Origin of the sequence: Variovorax sp. VaC1 (assembly GCF_043658315.1) — a bacterium.
Lineage (GTDB): Bacteria > Pseudomonadota > Gammaproteobacteria > Burkholderiales > Burkholderiaceae_C > Variovorax.
Map to the genome: position 1 here is coordinate 525,898 of NZ_JBIGLT010000001.1, position 15,877 is coordinate 541,774.

At 67.2% G+C, this 15,877-nt stretch carries 13 protein-coding genes; 8 read left to right on the forward strand and 5 right to left on the reverse strand.

The annotated features are described in order from the left end of the window. Positions 1 to 9 precede the first annotated feature (9 nt). The 3 genes from ACGLHS_RS02635 to ACGLHS_RS02645 all read right to left on the reverse strand — a co-directional run bounded on the left by ACGLHS_RS02635 (position 10) and on the right by ACGLHS_RS02645 (position 3,749). Positions 10 to 1,233 (reverse strand): MFS transporter, encoded by a 1,224-nt coding sequence (locus ACGLHS_RS02635; protein ID WP_093237074.1) that lies wholly within the window; start codon positions 1,231 to 1,233, stop codon positions 10 to 12. A 109-nt stretch (positions 1,234 to 1,342) separates the two neighbouring features. Beyond that, positions 1,343 to 2,551, reverse strand: a complete 1,209-nt coding sequence (locus ACGLHS_RS02640; protein ID WP_394476574.1) for an MFS transporter — start codon at positions 2,549 to 2,551, stop codon at positions 1,343 to 1,345. After that, complete coding sequence (locus ACGLHS_RS02645) at positions 2,544 to 3,749, reverse strand: serine hydrolase domain-containing protein (protein ID WP_394476576.1); 1,206 nt, start codon at positions 3,747 to 3,749, stop codon at positions 2,544 to 2,546. The genes ACGLHS_RS02640 and ACGLHS_RS02645 overlap by 8 nt, the downstream gene beginning before the upstream one ends. A gap of 90 nt (positions 3,750 to 3,839) precedes the next feature. On the opposite strand from ACGLHS_RS02645, the gene ACGLHS_RS02650 reads away from it, so the two are divergent. The 5 genes from ACGLHS_RS02650 to ACGLHS_RS02670 all read left to right on the forward strand — a co-directional run bounded on the left by ACGLHS_RS02650 (position 3,840) and on the right by ACGLHS_RS02670 (position 10,478). Continuing rightward, the gene (locus tag ACGLHS_RS02650) at positions 3,840 to 4,748 is read left to right on the forward strand and encodes a LysR family transcriptional regulator (RefSeq protein ID WP_394476578.1); all 909 of its coding nucleotides are present in this window, start codon (positions 3,840 to 3,842) and stop codon (positions 4,746 to 4,748) included. A 75-nt stretch (positions 4,749 to 4,823) separates the two neighbouring features. Beyond that, positions 4,824 to 6,821 (forward strand): DNA topoisomerase IV subunit B, encoded by a 1,998-nt coding sequence (locus tag ACGLHS_RS02655; protein WP_394476580.1) that lies wholly within the window; start codon positions 4,824 to 4,826, stop codon positions 6,819 to 6,821. A 95-nt stretch (positions 6,822 to 6,916) separates the two neighbouring features. Next, complete coding sequence (locus tag ACGLHS_RS02660) at positions 6,917 to 7,834, forward strand: lytic transglycosylase domain-containing protein (RefSeq protein ID WP_394476583.1); 918 nt, start codon at positions 6,917 to 6,919, stop codon at positions 7,832 to 7,834. Between the two features lie 38 nt (positions 7,835 to 7,872). After that, the gene (parC, locus tag ACGLHS_RS02665; protein WP_394476585.1) at positions 7,873 to 10,287 is read left to right on the forward strand and encodes a DNA topoisomerase IV subunit A; all 2,415 of its coding nucleotides are present in this window, start codon (positions 7,873 to 7,875) and stop codon (positions 10,285 to 10,287) included. Continuing rightward, positions 10,287 to 10,478, forward strand: a complete 192-nt coding sequence (locus ACGLHS_RS02670) for a hypothetical protein (protein WP_093237080.1) — start codon at positions 10,287 to 10,289, stop codon at positions 10,476 to 10,478. The genes parC and ACGLHS_RS02670 overlap by 1 nt, the downstream gene beginning before the upstream one ends. A gap of 63 nt (positions 10,479 to 10,541) precedes the next feature. Here the strand turns inward: ACGLHS_RS02670 and ACGLHS_RS02675 are convergent, their stop codons facing one another. After that, positions 10,542 to 11,660 carry an MBL fold metallo-hydrolase gene (locus ACGLHS_RS02675; protein ID WP_394476588.1) on the reverse strand — a complete coding sequence of 373 codons (1,119 nt, stop codon included), beginning with the start codon at positions 11,658 to 11,660 and terminating at the stop codon, positions 10,542 to 10,544. Positions 11,661 to 12,034: 374 nt separating this feature from the next. Between ACGLHS_RS02675 and ACGLHS_RS02680 the strand changes: the two genes are divergently transcribed. Together ACGLHS_RS02680 and ACGLHS_RS02685 are read left to right on the forward strand one after the other, a co-directional pair. Continuing rightward, positions 12,035 to 13,627, forward strand: coding sequence for an esterase/lipase family protein (locus ACGLHS_RS02680; RefSeq protein WP_394476590.1), 1,593 nt, complete (start codon positions 12,035 to 12,037; stop codon positions 13,625 to 13,627). A gap of 71 nt (positions 13,628 to 13,698) precedes the next feature. Then, positions 13,699 to 14,238 (forward strand): cysteine hydrolase family protein, encoded by a 540-nt coding sequence (locus ACGLHS_RS02685; RefSeq protein ID WP_093237083.1) that lies wholly within the window; start codon positions 13,699 to 13,701, stop codon positions 14,236 to 14,238. Between the two features lie 9 nt (positions 14,239 to 14,247). On the opposite strand, the gene ACGLHS_RS02690 is transcribed toward ACGLHS_RS02685, so the two are convergent. After that, the gene (locus tag ACGLHS_RS02690; protein WP_394476593.1) at positions 14,248 to 14,985 is read right to left on the reverse strand and encodes a metallophosphoesterase family protein; all 738 of its coding nucleotides are present in this window, start codon (positions 14,983 to 14,985) and stop codon (positions 14,248 to 14,250) included. 206 nt (positions 14,986 to 15,191) lie between these two features. On the opposite strand from ACGLHS_RS02690, the gene ACGLHS_RS02695 reads away from it, so the two are divergent. Beyond that, positions 15,192 to 15,863: an amino acid ABC transporter permease gene (locus ACGLHS_RS02695; protein ID WP_394476595.1), complete on the forward strand. Its 672-nt coding sequence runs from the start codon at positions 15,192 to 15,194 to the stop codon at positions 15,861 to 15,863. Positions 15,864 to 15,877: the final 14 nt, after the last annotated feature.

The following is a 15,877-nucleotide window of genomic DNA, read 5'->3' on the forward strand; positions in this document are numbered from 1 at the left end:
CGTACGCAATCAGACCGCCGCGCCGACCGGCCCCGGCGTTCGCGCAATCGCGCTTTCCTTCACCGGCAGGTTGATGAGCGCCGCGAACACGCCCAGCGCGATCGAGATGTACCAGACGATGCTGTAGCTGCCCGTTGTGTCATACAGATAGCCGCCGAGCCACACGCCCAGGAACGAGCCGACCTGGTGGCTCAGGAACACGAAGCCGCTGAGCATCGACAGGTGCGCCACGCCGAAGATGCCCGCCACGATCGCATTGGTCGCGGGCACCGTCGACAGCCACAGGAAGCCCATGGCCGCCGAGAAGACGTAGACGCTCAGCGGCGAGATCGGCACCAGCAGGAACAGCGCGATCGACACCGCCCGCGCCAGGTAGATGGCCGCAAGGATCTTGCGCTTGGCCAGCTTCTGCCCCAGCAGCCCGACCGTGTAGGTACCGAACACATTGAACAGCCCGATCAGCGCCAGCGCATAGCCGGCCACGTCGGCCGACAGGCTCTTGTCGCGCAGGTAGGTCGGCATGTGGATGCCGATGAACGCCAGCTGGAAACCGCAGACGAAGTAGCCCGCCATCAGCAGCCCGAAGCTGGGGTAGCGGAAGGCTTCGCCCACCGCCTGCAGCACCGATTGCTCGCGGTGCCCGGCCAGGGCCGCGGTCTTGGGCTCGCGCAGGCCGAAGGCCAGCGGAACGATCACCAGCACCAGCACCGCCACCACGGCCAGTGCCGTCTGCCAGCCCAGGTGGCCGATCAGCCGGCCTTCGACGGGCGCCATCAGGAACTGGCCGAACGAGCCGGCGGCCGCCGCCACGCCCATCGCCCACGAGCGCCGCTCGGCCGGGATCTGCCGCCCGATCACGCCGTAGATCACCGCATAGGTCGAGCCTGCCTGCGCCGCGCCGATCAGCACGCCGGCGCTCAGCGTGAACAGCAGCGGCGTCGGCGAATGCGCCATGCCGAACAGCCCCAGCGCATAGAGCAACGAGCCGCCGATCAGCACGCGGAAGGCGCCAAAACGGTCGGCCAGCATGCCGGCGAACACACCGAAGATGCCCCACGACAGGTTCTGGATCGCCAGCGCGAACGAGAAGGTCTGGCGGCTCCAGTCCTGGGCCTGCGTGATCGGCTGCAGCCACAGGCCGAAACCGTGGCGAATGCCCATCGAGAGCGTGACGATCATCGCGCCGCAGATCAGGACCTGCTTGATCGAAAGAGTGGGGGCTGGGGCTTGCATGGCGTTGAATGTAGCGATTTGCCTGCTTGGGCAGGCAAGCCGATGGCCAAAGCCATTGATGATTTATCGGCGTGTTTTCAATGCGCTACGGTCATCAAAGCCCCCGGCCTCAGCGCGCTGTCACGCCCGCGACAGCGCGCACGCCCGGAAAACCGTGCACGCAGGCCCGCCAGGCCAGCATCAGCGCCGGAACCAGCAGCACCACCAGCGACCAAGGCAAGACGCCCGCGCCACGGCTTTGCAGCAGCACGCCGCCGATCAGTCCGCCACCCGCGATGGCGAGATTCCAGGCCGTGACCACCATCGACTGCGCCACGTCGGCCGCGTCGCCGGCGGCTTGCGCCGAGGCGGTCTGGAACAGCGTGGCCGCACCGCCGAACGCGACACCCCAGACCGCAACGCCCAGGTAGACCGCCGCCGGCGAGCCCGTGGCCGCGCCCAGCAACAGCGCGGACAACCCGAAGGCCGCCGTGCTGGCCAGCACCAGTTCACGCAGCCAGCGGTCGATCAGCACCCCCGTGACCCAGATGCCGACCAGCGACGCCGCGCCGAAGACCAGCAGCACCAGGTCGACCCGCCCGCCCAGCCCCGCGTGCGCCAGGAAGGGGGCGATGTACGTATAGAGGATGTTGTGGGCCAGCACGAAGGCCAGCATCACCGCCAGCACCGGGCGCACGCCGGGCAGCAGGAACACGCGGCGCACGCTCTGTTGCCGCCCCGCCTCCTGGCCCGGAAAGTCGGGCACCCGCCAGCGAACCCAGCCGAGCAGCAATACCGACAGCGTCGACATGATCAGGAACGCCGGACGCCAGCCCACGCTCGCGCCCAGCAGCGTGCCCGCGGGAATGCCCAGCGACAGCGCGAGCGGCGCGCCCAGCATCGCCACCGCGATGGCCCGGCCCTGCATCGACGGCGGCACCATCCGGGCCGCATGCCCGGCCAGCAGCGCCCAGAGCAGCCCCGCGAACACGCCGGCGAAGAAGCGCGCAACCAGCGTCAGCGGGTAGTGGGTCGACAGCGCCGTGACCGTGTTGACGATGGCGAAGCCGCCGATCGCCAGCATCAGCAGCGGGCGCCGCCGCCAGCCGCGCGTGAAGGCCACCAGTGGAATGGCCGCCACCAGCGAGCCGATGGCATACACCGTCACGAGCTGGCCGACCAGCGCGGGCGTGACGGCAAGGCTCTCGCCGATCTGCGGCAGCAGGCCCGCCGGCATCGCTTCGGTCAGGACCGTGATGAAGCCGGCGGCCGCCAGCGCGAGCAGGCCCGAAAGCGGCAGCCGTGCGCGCTCGGCCTGTGGTGATGTGCGCTCATGCATAGACGGCATCCCGCAGGTCGGCCACGAAGCGGCCCGACATGCCTTCGTACAGCGTGTTGGTGAAGGCCACCACGCTGAGCGCGCGGGCCCGGTCGACGAACCACGAGTGTCCGTACGCGCCGCCCCATCGCCAGGTGCCCTCGGATTCCGGCGATTGCGCCGCCTGCGGGTCGTGCAGCACCGAGAAACCCAGGCCGAAGCCATAGCCGGGGGCATCGTCCGGCCCCCACGCGCCCGTGTGGTTGCGGCCCATGTCGTCCACCAGCCCCGCAGGCAGCAGCGGTGCGCCGCCGCCGCGCAGGCTTTCGAGCAGGCGCATGAAGTCGCCCGCGCTGCCCACCATGCCCGCGCCGCCCGAGGGAAACGCCGTTGCATCGAAGACCCGCGCCGGATCGAAACGGATGCCCACGGTGTCCTCGAAGGCGGGCGTCACGGTCAGGCCTTCCATGCGACGGGGCGCGGTGCCTTGGCCGTTCACATAGGGCGTGGCCAGGCGGCCGTCATCGCGGGACGCGAAGAAATCGGTGTCGTGCATCTGCAGCGGCCCGGTCACGAGCGTGCGCACCGCTCCGGCCAGGGGCGCGCCGCAAACCGCCTCGACCACGCCGCCCAGCACGTCGGTGGCCAGCGAATAAAGCCAACCCGTGCCGGGCGCGAACTGCAGCGGCACCTGCGCGATGCGCTGCAGGTTCTCGGCCAGCGTGAGGCCGCTGTTGTCCATGCCGTCGGAGACACCGGCCCGCGCATAGGGGCCGTCTTCCGACGCCTCGAAGAAGCGATAGCCCAGTCCGGACGTATGGGTGAGCAATTGCCGCAGCGTGATCGTGGCCTCGCCGCCGCCAAGGCTGTCGGGCAGGCGAGGGCGGAAGTCCGGCAGCCAGCGCGTGACCGGGTCGTCCAGCGTGAGCCGGCCCTGGCCCGCGAGCACCATCACGGCGGTCGACACGATGGGCTTGGAGACCGAGGCCAGCCGGAACAGCGCGTCTTCGCGCATCGGCTGGCCGGCCTCGCGGTCCGACAGCCCGGCGGCCCGCCGGTGCACGATGCGGCCGCCATGGGCGACCAGCACCACGGCGCCGACCAGCCGCTGCTCGGCCAATGCGTGGTCGATCGCCGCGTCGATGCGCGCCGGTTGCGGGCCGCGCCAGGCTGTCGCCGGCGCGGAAGAAGGGGGTGAGATTTCATGGAGAAGTGACATGCCTCCCACGATAGGAAGAAGCTGACTGCGGAAAAAGGGGGATACAGTTCCGCTCAATACGGACACTGAAGTCCGCAATGGAGCCTTCCCATGGACAGCCTCAGTGGCTTCACCGTCTTCGTCCAGGTGGCCGAAACCCGCAGCTTCGTCACCGCCGGTCGCACGCTCGGCGTGTCCGCATCGGCCGTGGGCAAGCGCGTGGCGCGGCTCGAAGAGCGGCTGGGCGTGCGCCTGTTCCACCGCAGCACGCGCAGCATCACGCTCACCGCCGAAGGCGCGCTGTTTCTTGCGCGCAGCCGCCGTGTGCTGGCCGAGATCGAGGCGGCCGAGCAGGAGCTGTCGCACTCCGCCGAGGCCCCGCGCGGCAAGCTGCGGGTGAGCCTGCCGCTGGTCAGCTCGCTGGTGCTGCCGGTGCTGGCCGACTTCATGCGCGACCACCCGGCCATCGAACTCGACCTGGATTTCAGCGACCGCCTCGTCGACGTCATCGAAGAAGGCTTCGACGCCGTGGTGCGTACTGGCGAGCCCGCCGATTCGCGGCTCTCGGCGCGCCGGCTGGGCGCGTTCTCGCAATTGCTCGTGGCCTCGCCCGACTACCTCGCGCGCCACGGCACCCCCACCACGCTGGCCGATCTGGCAAGCCACGCCTGTCTGCACTACCGCTACCCGGCCACCGGCAAGGTCGAAGTCTGGCCGCTCGAGGCGGCCCCCGACGGCACCGAGGCCAAGCCGCCGGTTTCCATGATCTGCAACAACATGGAAACCCGCCTGTGCTTTGCGCTGCGCGGCCGTGGCATCGCCTGCCTGCCCGATTTCAGCGTGCGCGAGGCGCTGGCTGCGGGCCGGCTGCGCAGCGTGCTGGCCGACCACGTGCGGCCGCATACGATCGGCCTGAGCGTGCTGTGGCCCTCGGGGCGCTACCCCTCGCCCAAGCTGCGGGCCTTGATCGACTACCTGGGCGCCCGCATGTTCAAGCCGCAAGACGGGGAAAGTTCCTGAATTTCGCCGCGACGTCCTTGCGATGCCTGTATGGGTATCCAGTTATTTCAAGACCACTGACTACAATCCGCCCCCATGGCGACTCCCCCCAAGACTCCCCCCAATTCATCGTCCGCATCGTCCGGTTATTCGGAAGGTTCCATCCGCGTGCTCAAGGGCCTCGAGCCCGTCAAGCAGCGCCCGGGCATGTACACCCGGACCGACAACCCCCTGCACATCATTCAGGAAGTGCTCGACAACGCCGCCGACGAGGCGCTCGCGGGCCATGGCAAGAAGATCAAGGTCACGCTGCACGCCGACGGCTCGGTCAGCATCGAAGACGACGGCCGCGGCATTCCGTTCGGCCTGCATCCCGAAGAAAAAGCACCCGTGATCGAGCTGGTCTACACCCGCCTGCACGCGGGCGGCAAGTTCGACAAGGGCTCGGGCGGCGCCTACAGCTTCTCGGGCGGCCTGCACGGCGTGGGCGTGTCGGTGACCAATGCGCTGTCGAAGCGGCTCGAGGTCACCTCGCATCGCGAAGGCTCGGCGGCCAAGCTGGCCTTCAGCGCGGGCGACGTGATCGAGGCGCTCGAGATCCGCAAGCTCGAAGCCGGCGAGCGCAAGCAGGGCACTACCGTGCGCGCCTGGCCCGACGCCAAGTACTTCGAGACCGCCGCGTTGCCCATGGGCGAGCTCACCCACCTGCTGCGCAGCAAGGCGGTGCTGATGCCCGGCGTGAGCGTCACGCTGACCGTCGAGAAGACCAAGGAAACCCAGCAGTGGCTCTACAAGGGCGGCCTGAGCGACTACCTCATGCAGACGCTCAACGGCGACCCGGTGATCCCGCTGTTCGAGGGCAGTGGCCATGCCGACAAGAACGCCGACAACTTCGCCGAAGGCGAGGGCGCCGACTGGTGCGTGGCCTTCACCGAAGACGGCCAGCCGGTGCGCGAGAGCTACGTCAACCTGATTCCCACCAGCGCCGGCGGCACGCACGAAAGCGGCCTGCGCGACGGCCTTTTCACCGCGGTGAAGGGCTTCATCGAACTGCACTCGCTGCTGCCCAAAGGCGTGAAGCTGTTGCCTGAAGACGTGTTTGCGCGCGCCTCGTACGTGCTCAGCGCCAAGGTGCTCGACCCGCAGTTCCAGGGCCAGATCAAGGAACGCCTGAACTCGCGCGACGCGGTGCGGCTGGTGTCGAGCTTCGTGCGCCCCGCGCTTGAGCTGTGGCTCAACCAGCACGTCGACTACGGCAAGAAGCTCGCCGAACTGGCCATCAAGGCCGCGCAGACCCGCCAGCGCGCCGGCCAGAAGGTCGAGAAGCGCAAGGGCTCGGGCGTGGCCGTGCTGCCCGGCAAGCTCACCGATTGCGAGAGCAAGGACATCAGCCACAACGAAGTCTTCCTGGTCGAGGGCGACTCCGCCGGCGGTAGCGCCAAGATGGGCCGCGACAAGGAAAGCCAGGCCATCCTGCCGTTGCGCGGCAAGGTGCTCAACACCTGGGAAGTCGAGCGCGACCGGCTCTTCGCCAACACCGAAATCCACGACATCTCGGTGGCCGTGGGCGTCGATCCGCACGGCCCGAATGATTCGCCCGACATGAGCGGCCTGCGCTACGGCAAGGTCTGCATCCTCTCCGATGCCGACGTGGACGGCTCGCACATCCAGGTGCTGCTGCTCACGCTGTTCTTCCGCCATTTCCCGAAGCTCATCGAAGCCGGCCACGTGTATGTCGCGAAGCCGCCATTGTTCCGCGTCGATGCGCCCGCGCGCGGCAAGAAGCCGGCCTCCAAGGTCTATGCGCTGGACGAGGGCGAACTGACCGCCACGCTCGACAAATTGCGCAAGGACGGCGTGCGCGAAGGCGCCTGGAGCATCAGCCGCTTCAAGGGCCTGGGCGAAATGAGCGCGGAACAATTGTGGGAAACCACGCTCAATCCCGATACTCGGCGCCTGATGCAGGTGCAATTGGGACGCTTCGACTTCACATCCACCCAGGGCGAGATCACCAAGCTCATGGGCAAGGGCGAAGCGGCCGCCCGGCGCGAACTCATGGAACTGCGCGCCGACGACGTCGATATCGACGTCTGATTCCGACTCGAATATTTCCTTTTCAGCAAGGCATGAACAGGCACCAGATCATTTGCGGTTCGCTGGCGGGGGCTTGCGTTGCAGGCGCTAGCGCCATGAAACGCTGGTCCCGTCCCTTCATGCTCGGCGCCGCCCTGGTGCTGTCGCTGCAGGGTGCGCACGCCGCCGACATCTACGGCTACATCGACAGCAAGGGCGTGGCGCATTTCGCATCCGAAAAGATCGACGAGCGCTACCAGGTCTTCTTTCGCGGCGGCCAGAGCTTCGACACCGCGCAAGGCATTTCGCCGCTGGGCCGTGGCGCGGGCAAGATCGACGGCAAGGTGCCGCCGGCGTCGCAGACCTTGCTGGCCCTGTTCGAAGCCTCGCCCAGCTACAAGACTGCCAAGGCCGCGCTGCGCGATGCGTCGAACAAGCACGACATCGACTACGAACTGCTGCAGGCGCTGATCGCGACCGAGTCGGGCTTCGACGCGCAGGCTGTCTCGCCCAAAGGCGCGATGGGCCTCATGCAACTCATGCCCGCCACCGCGCAGCGCTACGGCGTGTCGGCCGACAAGCGCACGACCATCGAGAAGAAGCTGTTCGATCCGCGCATCAACATCGCCGCGGGCTCGCGTTACCTGCGCGACCTGATCGCGATGTTCCCGGGGCAGATCGAACTGGCGCTGGCCGCCTACAACGCGGGCGAGGGCGCCGTGCAGCGCGCGGGCAACAAGATCCCGAACTACAAGGAAACGCAGAACTACGTGCAGACCGTGCTGCAGCTCTATGCGTACCTCAAGCCCGGCGTGACGGGGCGCGGCGGCAGCAGCGGCGGCAAGTCGCCGGGGCGCATCCGCATGGAAATGGGCGGCGCGGTCGGCCGCGGCAACATGCCGCCCGAGCAGCCCGCGCGCATGCCTGCGATGCCTGCCTTGCCCGATCCGGCCGTGGTGCCGAGCTCTCCTTACATGCCCGAGGTGCCGGTTTCGTCGGCGACGGAATCGGCCTCGGTGGCCATGAACGAATAAACAAACAAGCAACAAAAATTTTCCGGAAACGACAGACGATGGATTCCCAACCTCCGCTCGACCTTGCGGGCCCCACCGACGGCGACACCACGCTCACACTGGCCGATTACGCGCAGACCGCCTATCTCGAATACGCCCTCAGCGTGGTCAAGGGCCGCGCATTGCCCGATGTGTCCGACGGCCAGAAGCCGGTGCAGCGGCGCATCCTGTACTCGATGTCGCGCATGGGCCTGGGCTTCGGCGGCACCAACGGCACCGTGGGCGCCAAGCCCGTCAAGAGCGCGCGCGTGGTCGGCGACGTGCTCGGCCGCTTCCACCCGCACAGCGACCAGGCCGCCTACGATGCGCTGGTGCGCATGGCGCAAGATTTTTCGCAGCGCTATCCGCTGGTCGACGGCCAGGGCAACTTCGGCAGCCGCGACGGCGACGGCGCCGCGGCCATGCGCTACACCGAAGCGCGCCTGGCGCGCATCACCAGCCTCCTGCTCGACGAGATCGACGAAGGCACGGTCGACTTCATTCCCAACTACGACGGCAGCACCGAAGAGCCGCGCCTCCTGCCCGCGCGGCTGCCGTTCACGCTGCTCAATGGCGCAAGCGGCATCGCGGTCGGCCTGGCCACCGAAATCCCGAGCCACAACCTGCGCGAGATCGCCGACGCCTGCGTGGCGCTGATCAAGTCGAACGGCAAGCTCAGCGAAGAAGAACTCTTCGCCATCGTGCCCGGCCCCGACTATCCGGGCGGTGCGCAGATCATCAGCAGCGCGAGCGACATCGCCGACGCCTACCGCACCGGCCGCGGTTCGCTCAAGGTGCGCGCGCGCTGGAAGATCGAAGAACTCGCGCGCGGCCAGTGGCAGCTCGTGGTCAACGAGTTGCCGCCGGGCGTGAGCACGCAGAAGGTGCTCGAAGAGATCGAAGAAATCACCAATCCCAAGGTCAAGGCGGGCAAGAAGGCCCTGAGCGCCGACCAGACGCAGCTGAAGGCGGCGATGCTGTCGGTGCTCGACGTGGTGCGCGACGAGTCCAGCAAGGACGCGGCCGTGCGCCTGGTGTTCGAGCCCAAGACCTCGCGCATCAGCCAGGAAGAGTTCGTCACCACGCTGCTCGCGCAGACCTCGCTCGAGACCTCGTCGCCGATCAACCTCACGATGGTCGGCATCGACGGCAAGCCCACGCAGAAGTCGCTGCGCCAGATGCTCAACGAGTGGATCGCGTTCCGCGAGATCACCGTCGAGAAGCGCTCGCGCCATCGGCTCAACAAGGTGCTGGAGCGCATCCACATCCTCGAGGGGCGGCAGCTCGTGCTGCTCAACATCGACGAGGTCATCGCGATCATCCGCACGGCGGAAGACCCGAAGGCGGCGCTCATTGCGCGCTTCAACCTCAGCGAAGTGCAGGCGGAAGACATTCTTGAAATCCGGCTGCGCCAGTTGGCACGGCTCGAAGCCATCAAGATCCAGCAGCAGCTCGACGAGCTGCGCACGGAGCAGAAGAAGCTCGAAGACATCCTCGGCAGCCCCGCGGCCCTGCGCCGCTTGCTGGTGAAAGAAATCGAGGCCGACGCCAAGACTTTCGAAGACGCACGCCGCACGCTCATCCAGGCCGAGAAGCGCGCCGTGGCTGAAGTGAAGGTGGTCGACGAACCTGTCACCGTGATCGTGTCGCAGAAGGGTTGGGTCCGCGCGCAGAAGGGCTGGGCCAGCGAGAAGGCCGCGGCGGCCAATGGCGCGAACGGAGAAAAGGGCTCGGCGACGCCCGAGTACAGCTTCAAGTCGGGCGACGCGCTGTACGGTGCCTTCGAGTGCCGCAGCGTCGACACGCTGCTGGTGTTCGGCTCTTCCAAGGACAAGACCGTGCGCGTCTACACCGTGCCCGTGGCCTCGCTGCCCGGCGCGCGTGGCGACGGCCAGCCCGTCACCACGCTGATCGAGCTTGACGCCAGCACGCACGTCACGCATTTCTTTGCGGGCCCGGTGGGCGCGAGTGTGCTGCTGGCCAACACCGGTGGCTACGGCTTCATCGCGACGGTCGAGAACATGATGTCGCGCCAGCGCGGCGGCAAGGCCTTCATCGACGTGGGCGAGGGCGAGCAGCTGTGCCGGCCTTCGCTGGTGGGCGGTGCGAGCGGCGCCGAGCCGATGCCGGCAGCCACGCACGTGGCCTGTGCATCCACCGGTGGCCGCATCCTGACCTTCGACATCGCCGAGCTCAAGAGCCTGCCCAAGGGCGGCCGCGGCTTGACGCTGATCGACCTGGACGACAAGGACACGCTCGCAGGTGCGGCGGCCTACACGCGCAGCGTGAAGATCGAAGGCATCGGCCGGGGCGCCAAGGAGCGCGAAGAGACGCTGGAAATCCGCACGCTCAACAACGCACGCGGTACCCGCGCACGCAAGGGCAAGGCGGCCGACCTGGGCTTCAAGCCGACCAGCATCGTCCGGGTGTTGTGATGGGCGGCATCGACATCAGTGTCATCGGTCTTTTCATTGCCGTGGTCACGGGCCTCGGCAGCTTCGTGCTGGGCCGCCGCATGCGCGAGAAGCGCGCGGCAAAAAAGCGCGAGAAGGACCGCATCGCCTCGCAGGCCGGTGAAACCCGGCAGGTGCGCCGGGCGCGCGAGCGCAAGGAGCGCGGCGGCTGAGTCACCACTCGGTGTGTCGGGTTGCCCAGCAGGGCATTGGCGCAGTAGCGCGTTCGCCGCGTGCTACTTCAGCCCGACCCACCAGCGCGTGTTGGTGCGCGCCGCGCCCACCGTCACCACTTCGCCGATCACCGGCGTCGCCAGTTCGATCTTCCTGGCTTCGGTCAGCGCCGCGATGCGGTCCAGCGGGTCGTGCCAGGTGTGGAAGGCCAGGTCGAAGGTGCTGTTGTGCACCGAGAAGAACACCTTGCCGCGCAGATCCTCGAAGGCCTGCACGCTCTGCTCGGGCGTCATGTGCACAGCGGGCCACATGGCGTCGTAGGCGCCGTTTTCCATCAGCGCGATGTCGAAGCCGCCGAAGCGTTCGCCGATCTGCTTGAAGCCGGGAAAGTAGCCCGAGTCACCGCTGTAGAAGATGCGCTGGTCGCCGCTTTGCAGCACCCACGACGCCCACAGCGTGCGGTCGCGGTCGCCCAGCGTGCGGCCCGAGAAGTGTTGCGCGGGCGTGGCCGTGAGCTTCACGCCGTCGTGCTCGGCCTCTTGCCACCAGTCGAGTTCGGTCACGCGATCGGCCGGCACGCCCATCACCAGCAGGCGCGAGCGCACGCCCAGTGGCACGAAGTAGTGCCGCGCGCTTTTGGCAAGGTGCTGGATGGTCGCCAGGTCGAGGTGGTCGTAGTGGTCGTGCGAAAGCACCACGCCCTCGATGGGCGGCAGTTGCTCCAGCGCGATCGGCGGCTTGTGAAAGCGCTTGGGTCCGGCCCATTGCACCGGCGACACGCGCTCGCTGAACACCGGGTCGATCAGCCAGTACTTGCCGCGCAGCTTGAGCAGGTGCGACGAGTGGCCCAGGCGCACCACGTGGTTGGCCTTGGTGTCGAGCGCATCGAGCGTAGCCCTGTCGATCGGCTGCACGGGAATCGCATCGACCGGCACGCTGTCGATCTTGCTGCCGACGATGAAGCGCGACCAGATGCGCCATGCGCTGGCCTGGGCCGGCAGGTCGGGGTTGGCCATGTTGTGGAAGCCGCCGTCCTTGAACTGCGGCGAGGTGTCGTAGCGCGCCTCGCCGCCGGCGGCGCTGCAGCCCGCGACGAACGCGCAGCCGGCCGCGGCGAGCGCGGTGCCACGACGCAGCAGTTGGGGCAGGTAGGCGCCCTGCGAGCCCGAATCGTCAGCCATGAGAAAACCCTCTGCAATCGTATGTATGGGATGGCTGGAGACTAGCCACGACGGACGTTTCAATGGTTTCAGCCGTAGAAACATTCTGGGAGCAGGGGCATACGGCGGCATTTTTTCGGGGCGCGTGCACAGGACATCGGGTACTCCCCTCTGCGAATGTCCCCCGGGGCTTCGCCCCTCCTCCTTTATTTCGCTGCGGGGAGCACCCGATGCCCTGTGCACAAGGGGCGCTGCCGTTGTGCAGGCCGATGTCGGGCAGAGCGCGCTATCGGTTTGAGTCGTCCTGAAGCCGGGTCCTATGCCATGCGCTGTATGGCGGCTGTCTTTTCGGGCCGGCACACTGGCGGGCTTCCATTGGCTTGAGGAGGCAAGGCATGAGCGGCAATCGCTATCCCATCATCTACGTGCGCGGCTACGCCATGACCGAGGCCGAGCGCGACGACACCGCGGCCGATCCGTTCTGCGGCTTCAACGCTGGCTCCACCGTCTACCGGGCCACCGTCAAGAAGGATGCCGCGGCGCAGAAGTTCGTCTTCGAATCGCCGGTGGTGCGCCTGCTGGCCGACTTCCAGTACCAGAGCGTCTACCAGAACGGACTGGACATCCTTGATGACGACTGGAAGCCCTCGCCCGACGAGAACGGCAACGACGTGGACGGCATTCCCTCGGCCTCGGTCGTCATCTACCGCTACTACGACAGCGGCTCCGAACTGCTGGGCGATGGCCAGGCCCGGGACGTGAAGGTCTACGCGCAGGGCCTGAGCCAGTTGATCCTGCGCGTGCGCGACCTCGTGGCGCAGCGCGAGGGGCCGGGCTATTCGCTCGCCGATTTCCGCTGCTACCTCGTCGCGCATTCGATGGGCGGCCTCGTGGTGCGCGCCTTCCTGCAGAACCCCGCGCTGGGCGATGCGGATGCGCGCGCCTGTGTCGACAAGGTGTTCACCTATGCCACGCCGCACAACGGCATCGAGATGGGCGGCATCAACGTGCCGGCCTGGCTCACGGTGAACGAGATGAACACCTTCAACCGCGACAAGATGTCGGAGTACCTGGCCACGCCGGCGGTCAACGGCCGCATGGACTACCTGCCGACCTCGGCCTTTCCGGCCGAGCGCTTCTTCTGCATGGTCGGCTCCAACCGGGGCGACTACGAAACCGCCAAGGGCCTGTCGCGCATGTTCGCAGGCCACGGCAGCGACGGGCTGGTGCGCATCGAGAACGCCTCGCTCTGGTCCATCGACGATGCGGGCAACACGGGCCCGGTGGCCACTGCCTACGCCTTCCGTTCGCACTCGGGCTACTTCGGCATCGTCAATTCCGAAGAGGCGTACCAGAACCTTGTGCGCTTTTTGTTCGGCGATGTGCGGGTCGACCTGTGGTTCGACGTCGATGGCGTCACGTTGCCGCCCGACCTGCCCGCGGGCGCCGACGTCGATGCGCTCTATCAGGTCGAGCTGCTCGCCGCGCCGCGCGGCAAGCGCTGGTACCTGAGCCGGCGCGTGGCCGAAGAAGACTCGCCCGCCTGCCGAACGCACAAGGAGCTGACCGACCCGGCCACGCCCGATCGCCGCTCGATCTACCTGTCGACCGTGTTCCTGGCCAACAAGGCCCGCGTGAACCAGGACCGCCCGACGCTGGCCTACGCGATGACGCTGGGCGTGCGTGTGCCCGACTACCAGGTCAACAACAAGTTCTGGCTCGATGGCCACTATGAAGGCAGCTCGCTGTTTCGCGACACGCTGGTCATCGAGCTGACGCCGCCCACGGTAGACGACCCGGCGCAGAACTGGAACGTCAAGTACGGCTGGCAGACCGACACGGCGGGGCAGGCCTCGCTGCCGATGAGTCCGAAGCAATTGACCGGCGGCAAGCTGCAGTTCATCGTGCCGCTGTCCAGCCTCGGCGCTGCGCCGGCGGCACCGGGCATCAGCGGCAAGGTGCGGCTGGAAGTCAGCGCCTGGGAGTGAGCCGGCGCGCGGCCGGTGCATGGCGGGCGGCATACTGTGGGCCGTCCAGAGCCCTTCTTCTTTCCAATGCCATGAAAACTGCCATCCTCGTGATCGACGTGCAGCGCGGCCTGTGCGACGACGCGCCGCGCCCCTACGAAGCCGAAGAAGTCATCGAACGCATCAACGCGCTCACCGAACGCGCCCGCGCGGCCGGCGTGCCTGTGGCCTTCATCCAGCATGAGAACGCCGTCGACCTGGAGTTCGATTCCGAGCGATGGCAGCTTGCAGGTGCGCTGCATGTCGACACGCGCGACACGAAGATCCGCAAGACCACGCCCGATTCCTTCCTGCGCACGCCGCTCGAAGCGTGGCTGTCTGGGCAGGGCGTGCGGCGCGTGGTGATCTGCGGCTATTCGTCGGAGTTTTGCGTGGACACCACCACGCGACGCGCCGCCGCGCTGGCTTATGACGAAGTGGTGCTCGCGGCCGACGCACACACCTCGCACGACAAGCCGCACGCCACGGGCGCGCAGATCAGGGCGCACCACAACGCCACGCTCTCGGACATCTCCAGCTTCGGCGTGCCGATCCGCGCGATCGCGAGCGCCGACATCGCGCTGGGCGGTTGATCGAAGGCGCTACGGCAGGCGCCCGGTAGACAGCGCACTCGCCCAGTCGGGCCGCTCGTGCGCCATTGCCAGCGCCGCCATCTTCGCGTGGTCGTAGGGCACCGAGACCAGCGTTGAAATCCAGCCGTCTTCCGTGCGCTCGACGATGGCGTAGCGCGCATCCGGCGAGCCCGTCTCGACGACATGCGGCCAGGGGTGAATGTCGTCATACCCCGGCAGCCCGACGCTGCCCGGATTGACGATCAACTGCCCGCTCGATGCACGAACCACGCGCGGCACGTGCGTGTGCCCGCAGGCGATCAGTTCGGCATCGACTTGGCCGAGCCGCGCATCGATCTCCGGCATCGTGGCCGCACGAAAGCATGTCGGCTCGACGGTCTCCAGAAAGTACACAAGGTCGCTGTCCGGCGTGCCGTGGCAGAGCATGACTTGCGGGTTGAAGCGAAGGCTCGGTTTCAGAGAAGCCAGCCACTCGAACTCCTTCGCGCCGAGCCGCGAATGCGCGAACGCATCGGACGGGCCGCGCCGCTCGGCGGGCAAGGTCAGGAGCTGGCGCTCGTGGTTGCCTGCGAGATGAACCCAGTCTTGCGCCATCAGGAACTGCGCGGTTTCAAGCGGCATCAACGGCCCTGAGAGGCTGTCGCCCAGATTGACGACGGCATCGACGCCGCGCCGGCCGATGTCCCTGACCACGGCTTCGAGCGCGGGAAGATTTCCATGGATGTCCGAGACGATGGCGATGCGCATGCGCTGACCTTGAGCAATGACCGGGGGGGGGAGAGACGGCATCTTAGGCCGCCCGCAATCTCTGCCCCCTTGCCCCGGCAAGACACGCAAGGCGTGGGACAAAACGCCCACCTAGGGGAATCCCTGACATGGTCTGAAACCGGTTTCATATAAGCTGCAAGCATTGCTTTTGAAGCATGCACGTGGCCATTCGCGGCCGCTTCACCATGAACTACCAGTTTCAATTCGACGCCGTCTTCGCCGCCTGGCCGCTGTTGCTCAAGGGCACCTGGATCACCATCCAGCTGTCGCTCGTTGCCACGGTGCTCGGGCTGGTGGTCGCGATCTTCTGCGCCTGGGGCAAGACCTCGGGGCCGGGCTGGCTGCGCTTTCTCGTCAATGCCTACATCGAGGTGATCCGCAACACGCCGTTCCTCGTGCAGCTGTTCTTTTTCTTCTTCGCGCTGCCGGCCATCGGCCTGCGCTGGTCGCCGCAGACGGCCGCATTGGTGGCGATGGTGGTGAACCTCGGCGCCTACGCCACGGAAATCATCCGCGCGGGCATCGAGTCGATTCCCAAGGGGCAGATCGAGGCGGGCAGGGCACTGAACCTCAAGCCCTGGGAGATCTTCCGCTTCGTCATCATCAAGCCCGCGCTGAAGGCCATCTACCCGGCGCTCACCAGCCAGTTCATCTTGCTGATGCTGAGCTCGGCCGTGGTGTCGGTCATCTCGGCCGACGACCTGACCTCGGTGGCCGCCAACCTGCAGTCGCAGACCTTCCGCAGCTTCGAAATCTACATCGTTGTGGCCGCCATCTACCTGGCGCTGGCACTGGCCTTCTCGGCCATGTTCAAGCTGATCTACAAGCGCACGCTCAACTACCCGGACCGCCGGTAACCGACGACGGACGG

Coding starts and splice junctions, on each gene's coding strand:
- ACGLHS_RS02695 (WP_394476595.1), top strand. CDS start 15,192: ATGAACTACCAGTTTCAATTCGACGCCGTCTTCGCCGCCTGGCCGCTG.
- ACGLHS_RS02660 (WP_394476583.1), top strand. CDS start 6,917: ATGAAACGCTGGTCCCGTCCCTTCATGCTCGGCGCCGCCCTGGTGCTG.
- ACGLHS_RS02680 (WP_394476590.1), top strand. CDS start 12,035: ATGAGCGGCAATCGCTATCCCATCATCTACGTGCGCGGCTACGCCATG.
- ACGLHS_RS02690 (WP_394476593.1), bottom strand. CDS start 14,985: ATGCGCATCGCCATCGTCTCGGACATCCATGGAAATCTTCCCGCGCTC.
- ACGLHS_RS02685 (WP_093237083.1), top strand. CDS start 13,699: ATGAAAACTGCCATCCTCGTGATCGACGTGCAGCGCGGCCTGTGCGAC.
- ACGLHS_RS02640 (WP_394476574.1), bottom strand. CDS start 2,551: ATGCATGAGCGCACATCACCACAGGCCGAGCGCGCACGGCTGCCGCTT.
- ACGLHS_RS02670 (WP_093237080.1), top strand. CDS start 10,287: ATGGGCGGCATCGACATCAGTGTCATCGGTCTTTTCATTGCCGTGGTC.
- ACGLHS_RS02675 (WP_394476588.1), bottom strand. CDS start 11,660: ATGGCTGACGATTCGGGCTCGCAGGGCGCCTACCTGCCCCAACTGCTG.
- ACGLHS_RS02655 (WP_394476580.1), top strand. CDS start 4,824: ATGGCGACTCCCCCCAAGACTCCCCCCAATTCATCGTCCGCATCGTCC.
- ACGLHS_RS02635 (WP_093237074.1), bottom strand. CDS start 1,233: ATGCAAGCCCCAGCCCCCACTCTTTCGATCAAGCAGGTCCTGATCTGC.
- parC (WP_394476585.1), top strand. CDS start 7,873: ATGGATTCCCAACCTCCGCTCGACCTTGCGGGCCCCACCGACGGCGAC.
- ACGLHS_RS02650 (WP_394476578.1), top strand. CDS start 3,840: ATGGACAGCCTCAGTGGCTTCACCGTCTTCGTCCAGGTGGCCGAAACC.
- ACGLHS_RS02645 (WP_394476576.1), bottom strand. CDS start 3,749: ATGTCACTTCTCCATGAAATCTCACCCCCTTCTTCCGCGCCGGCGACA.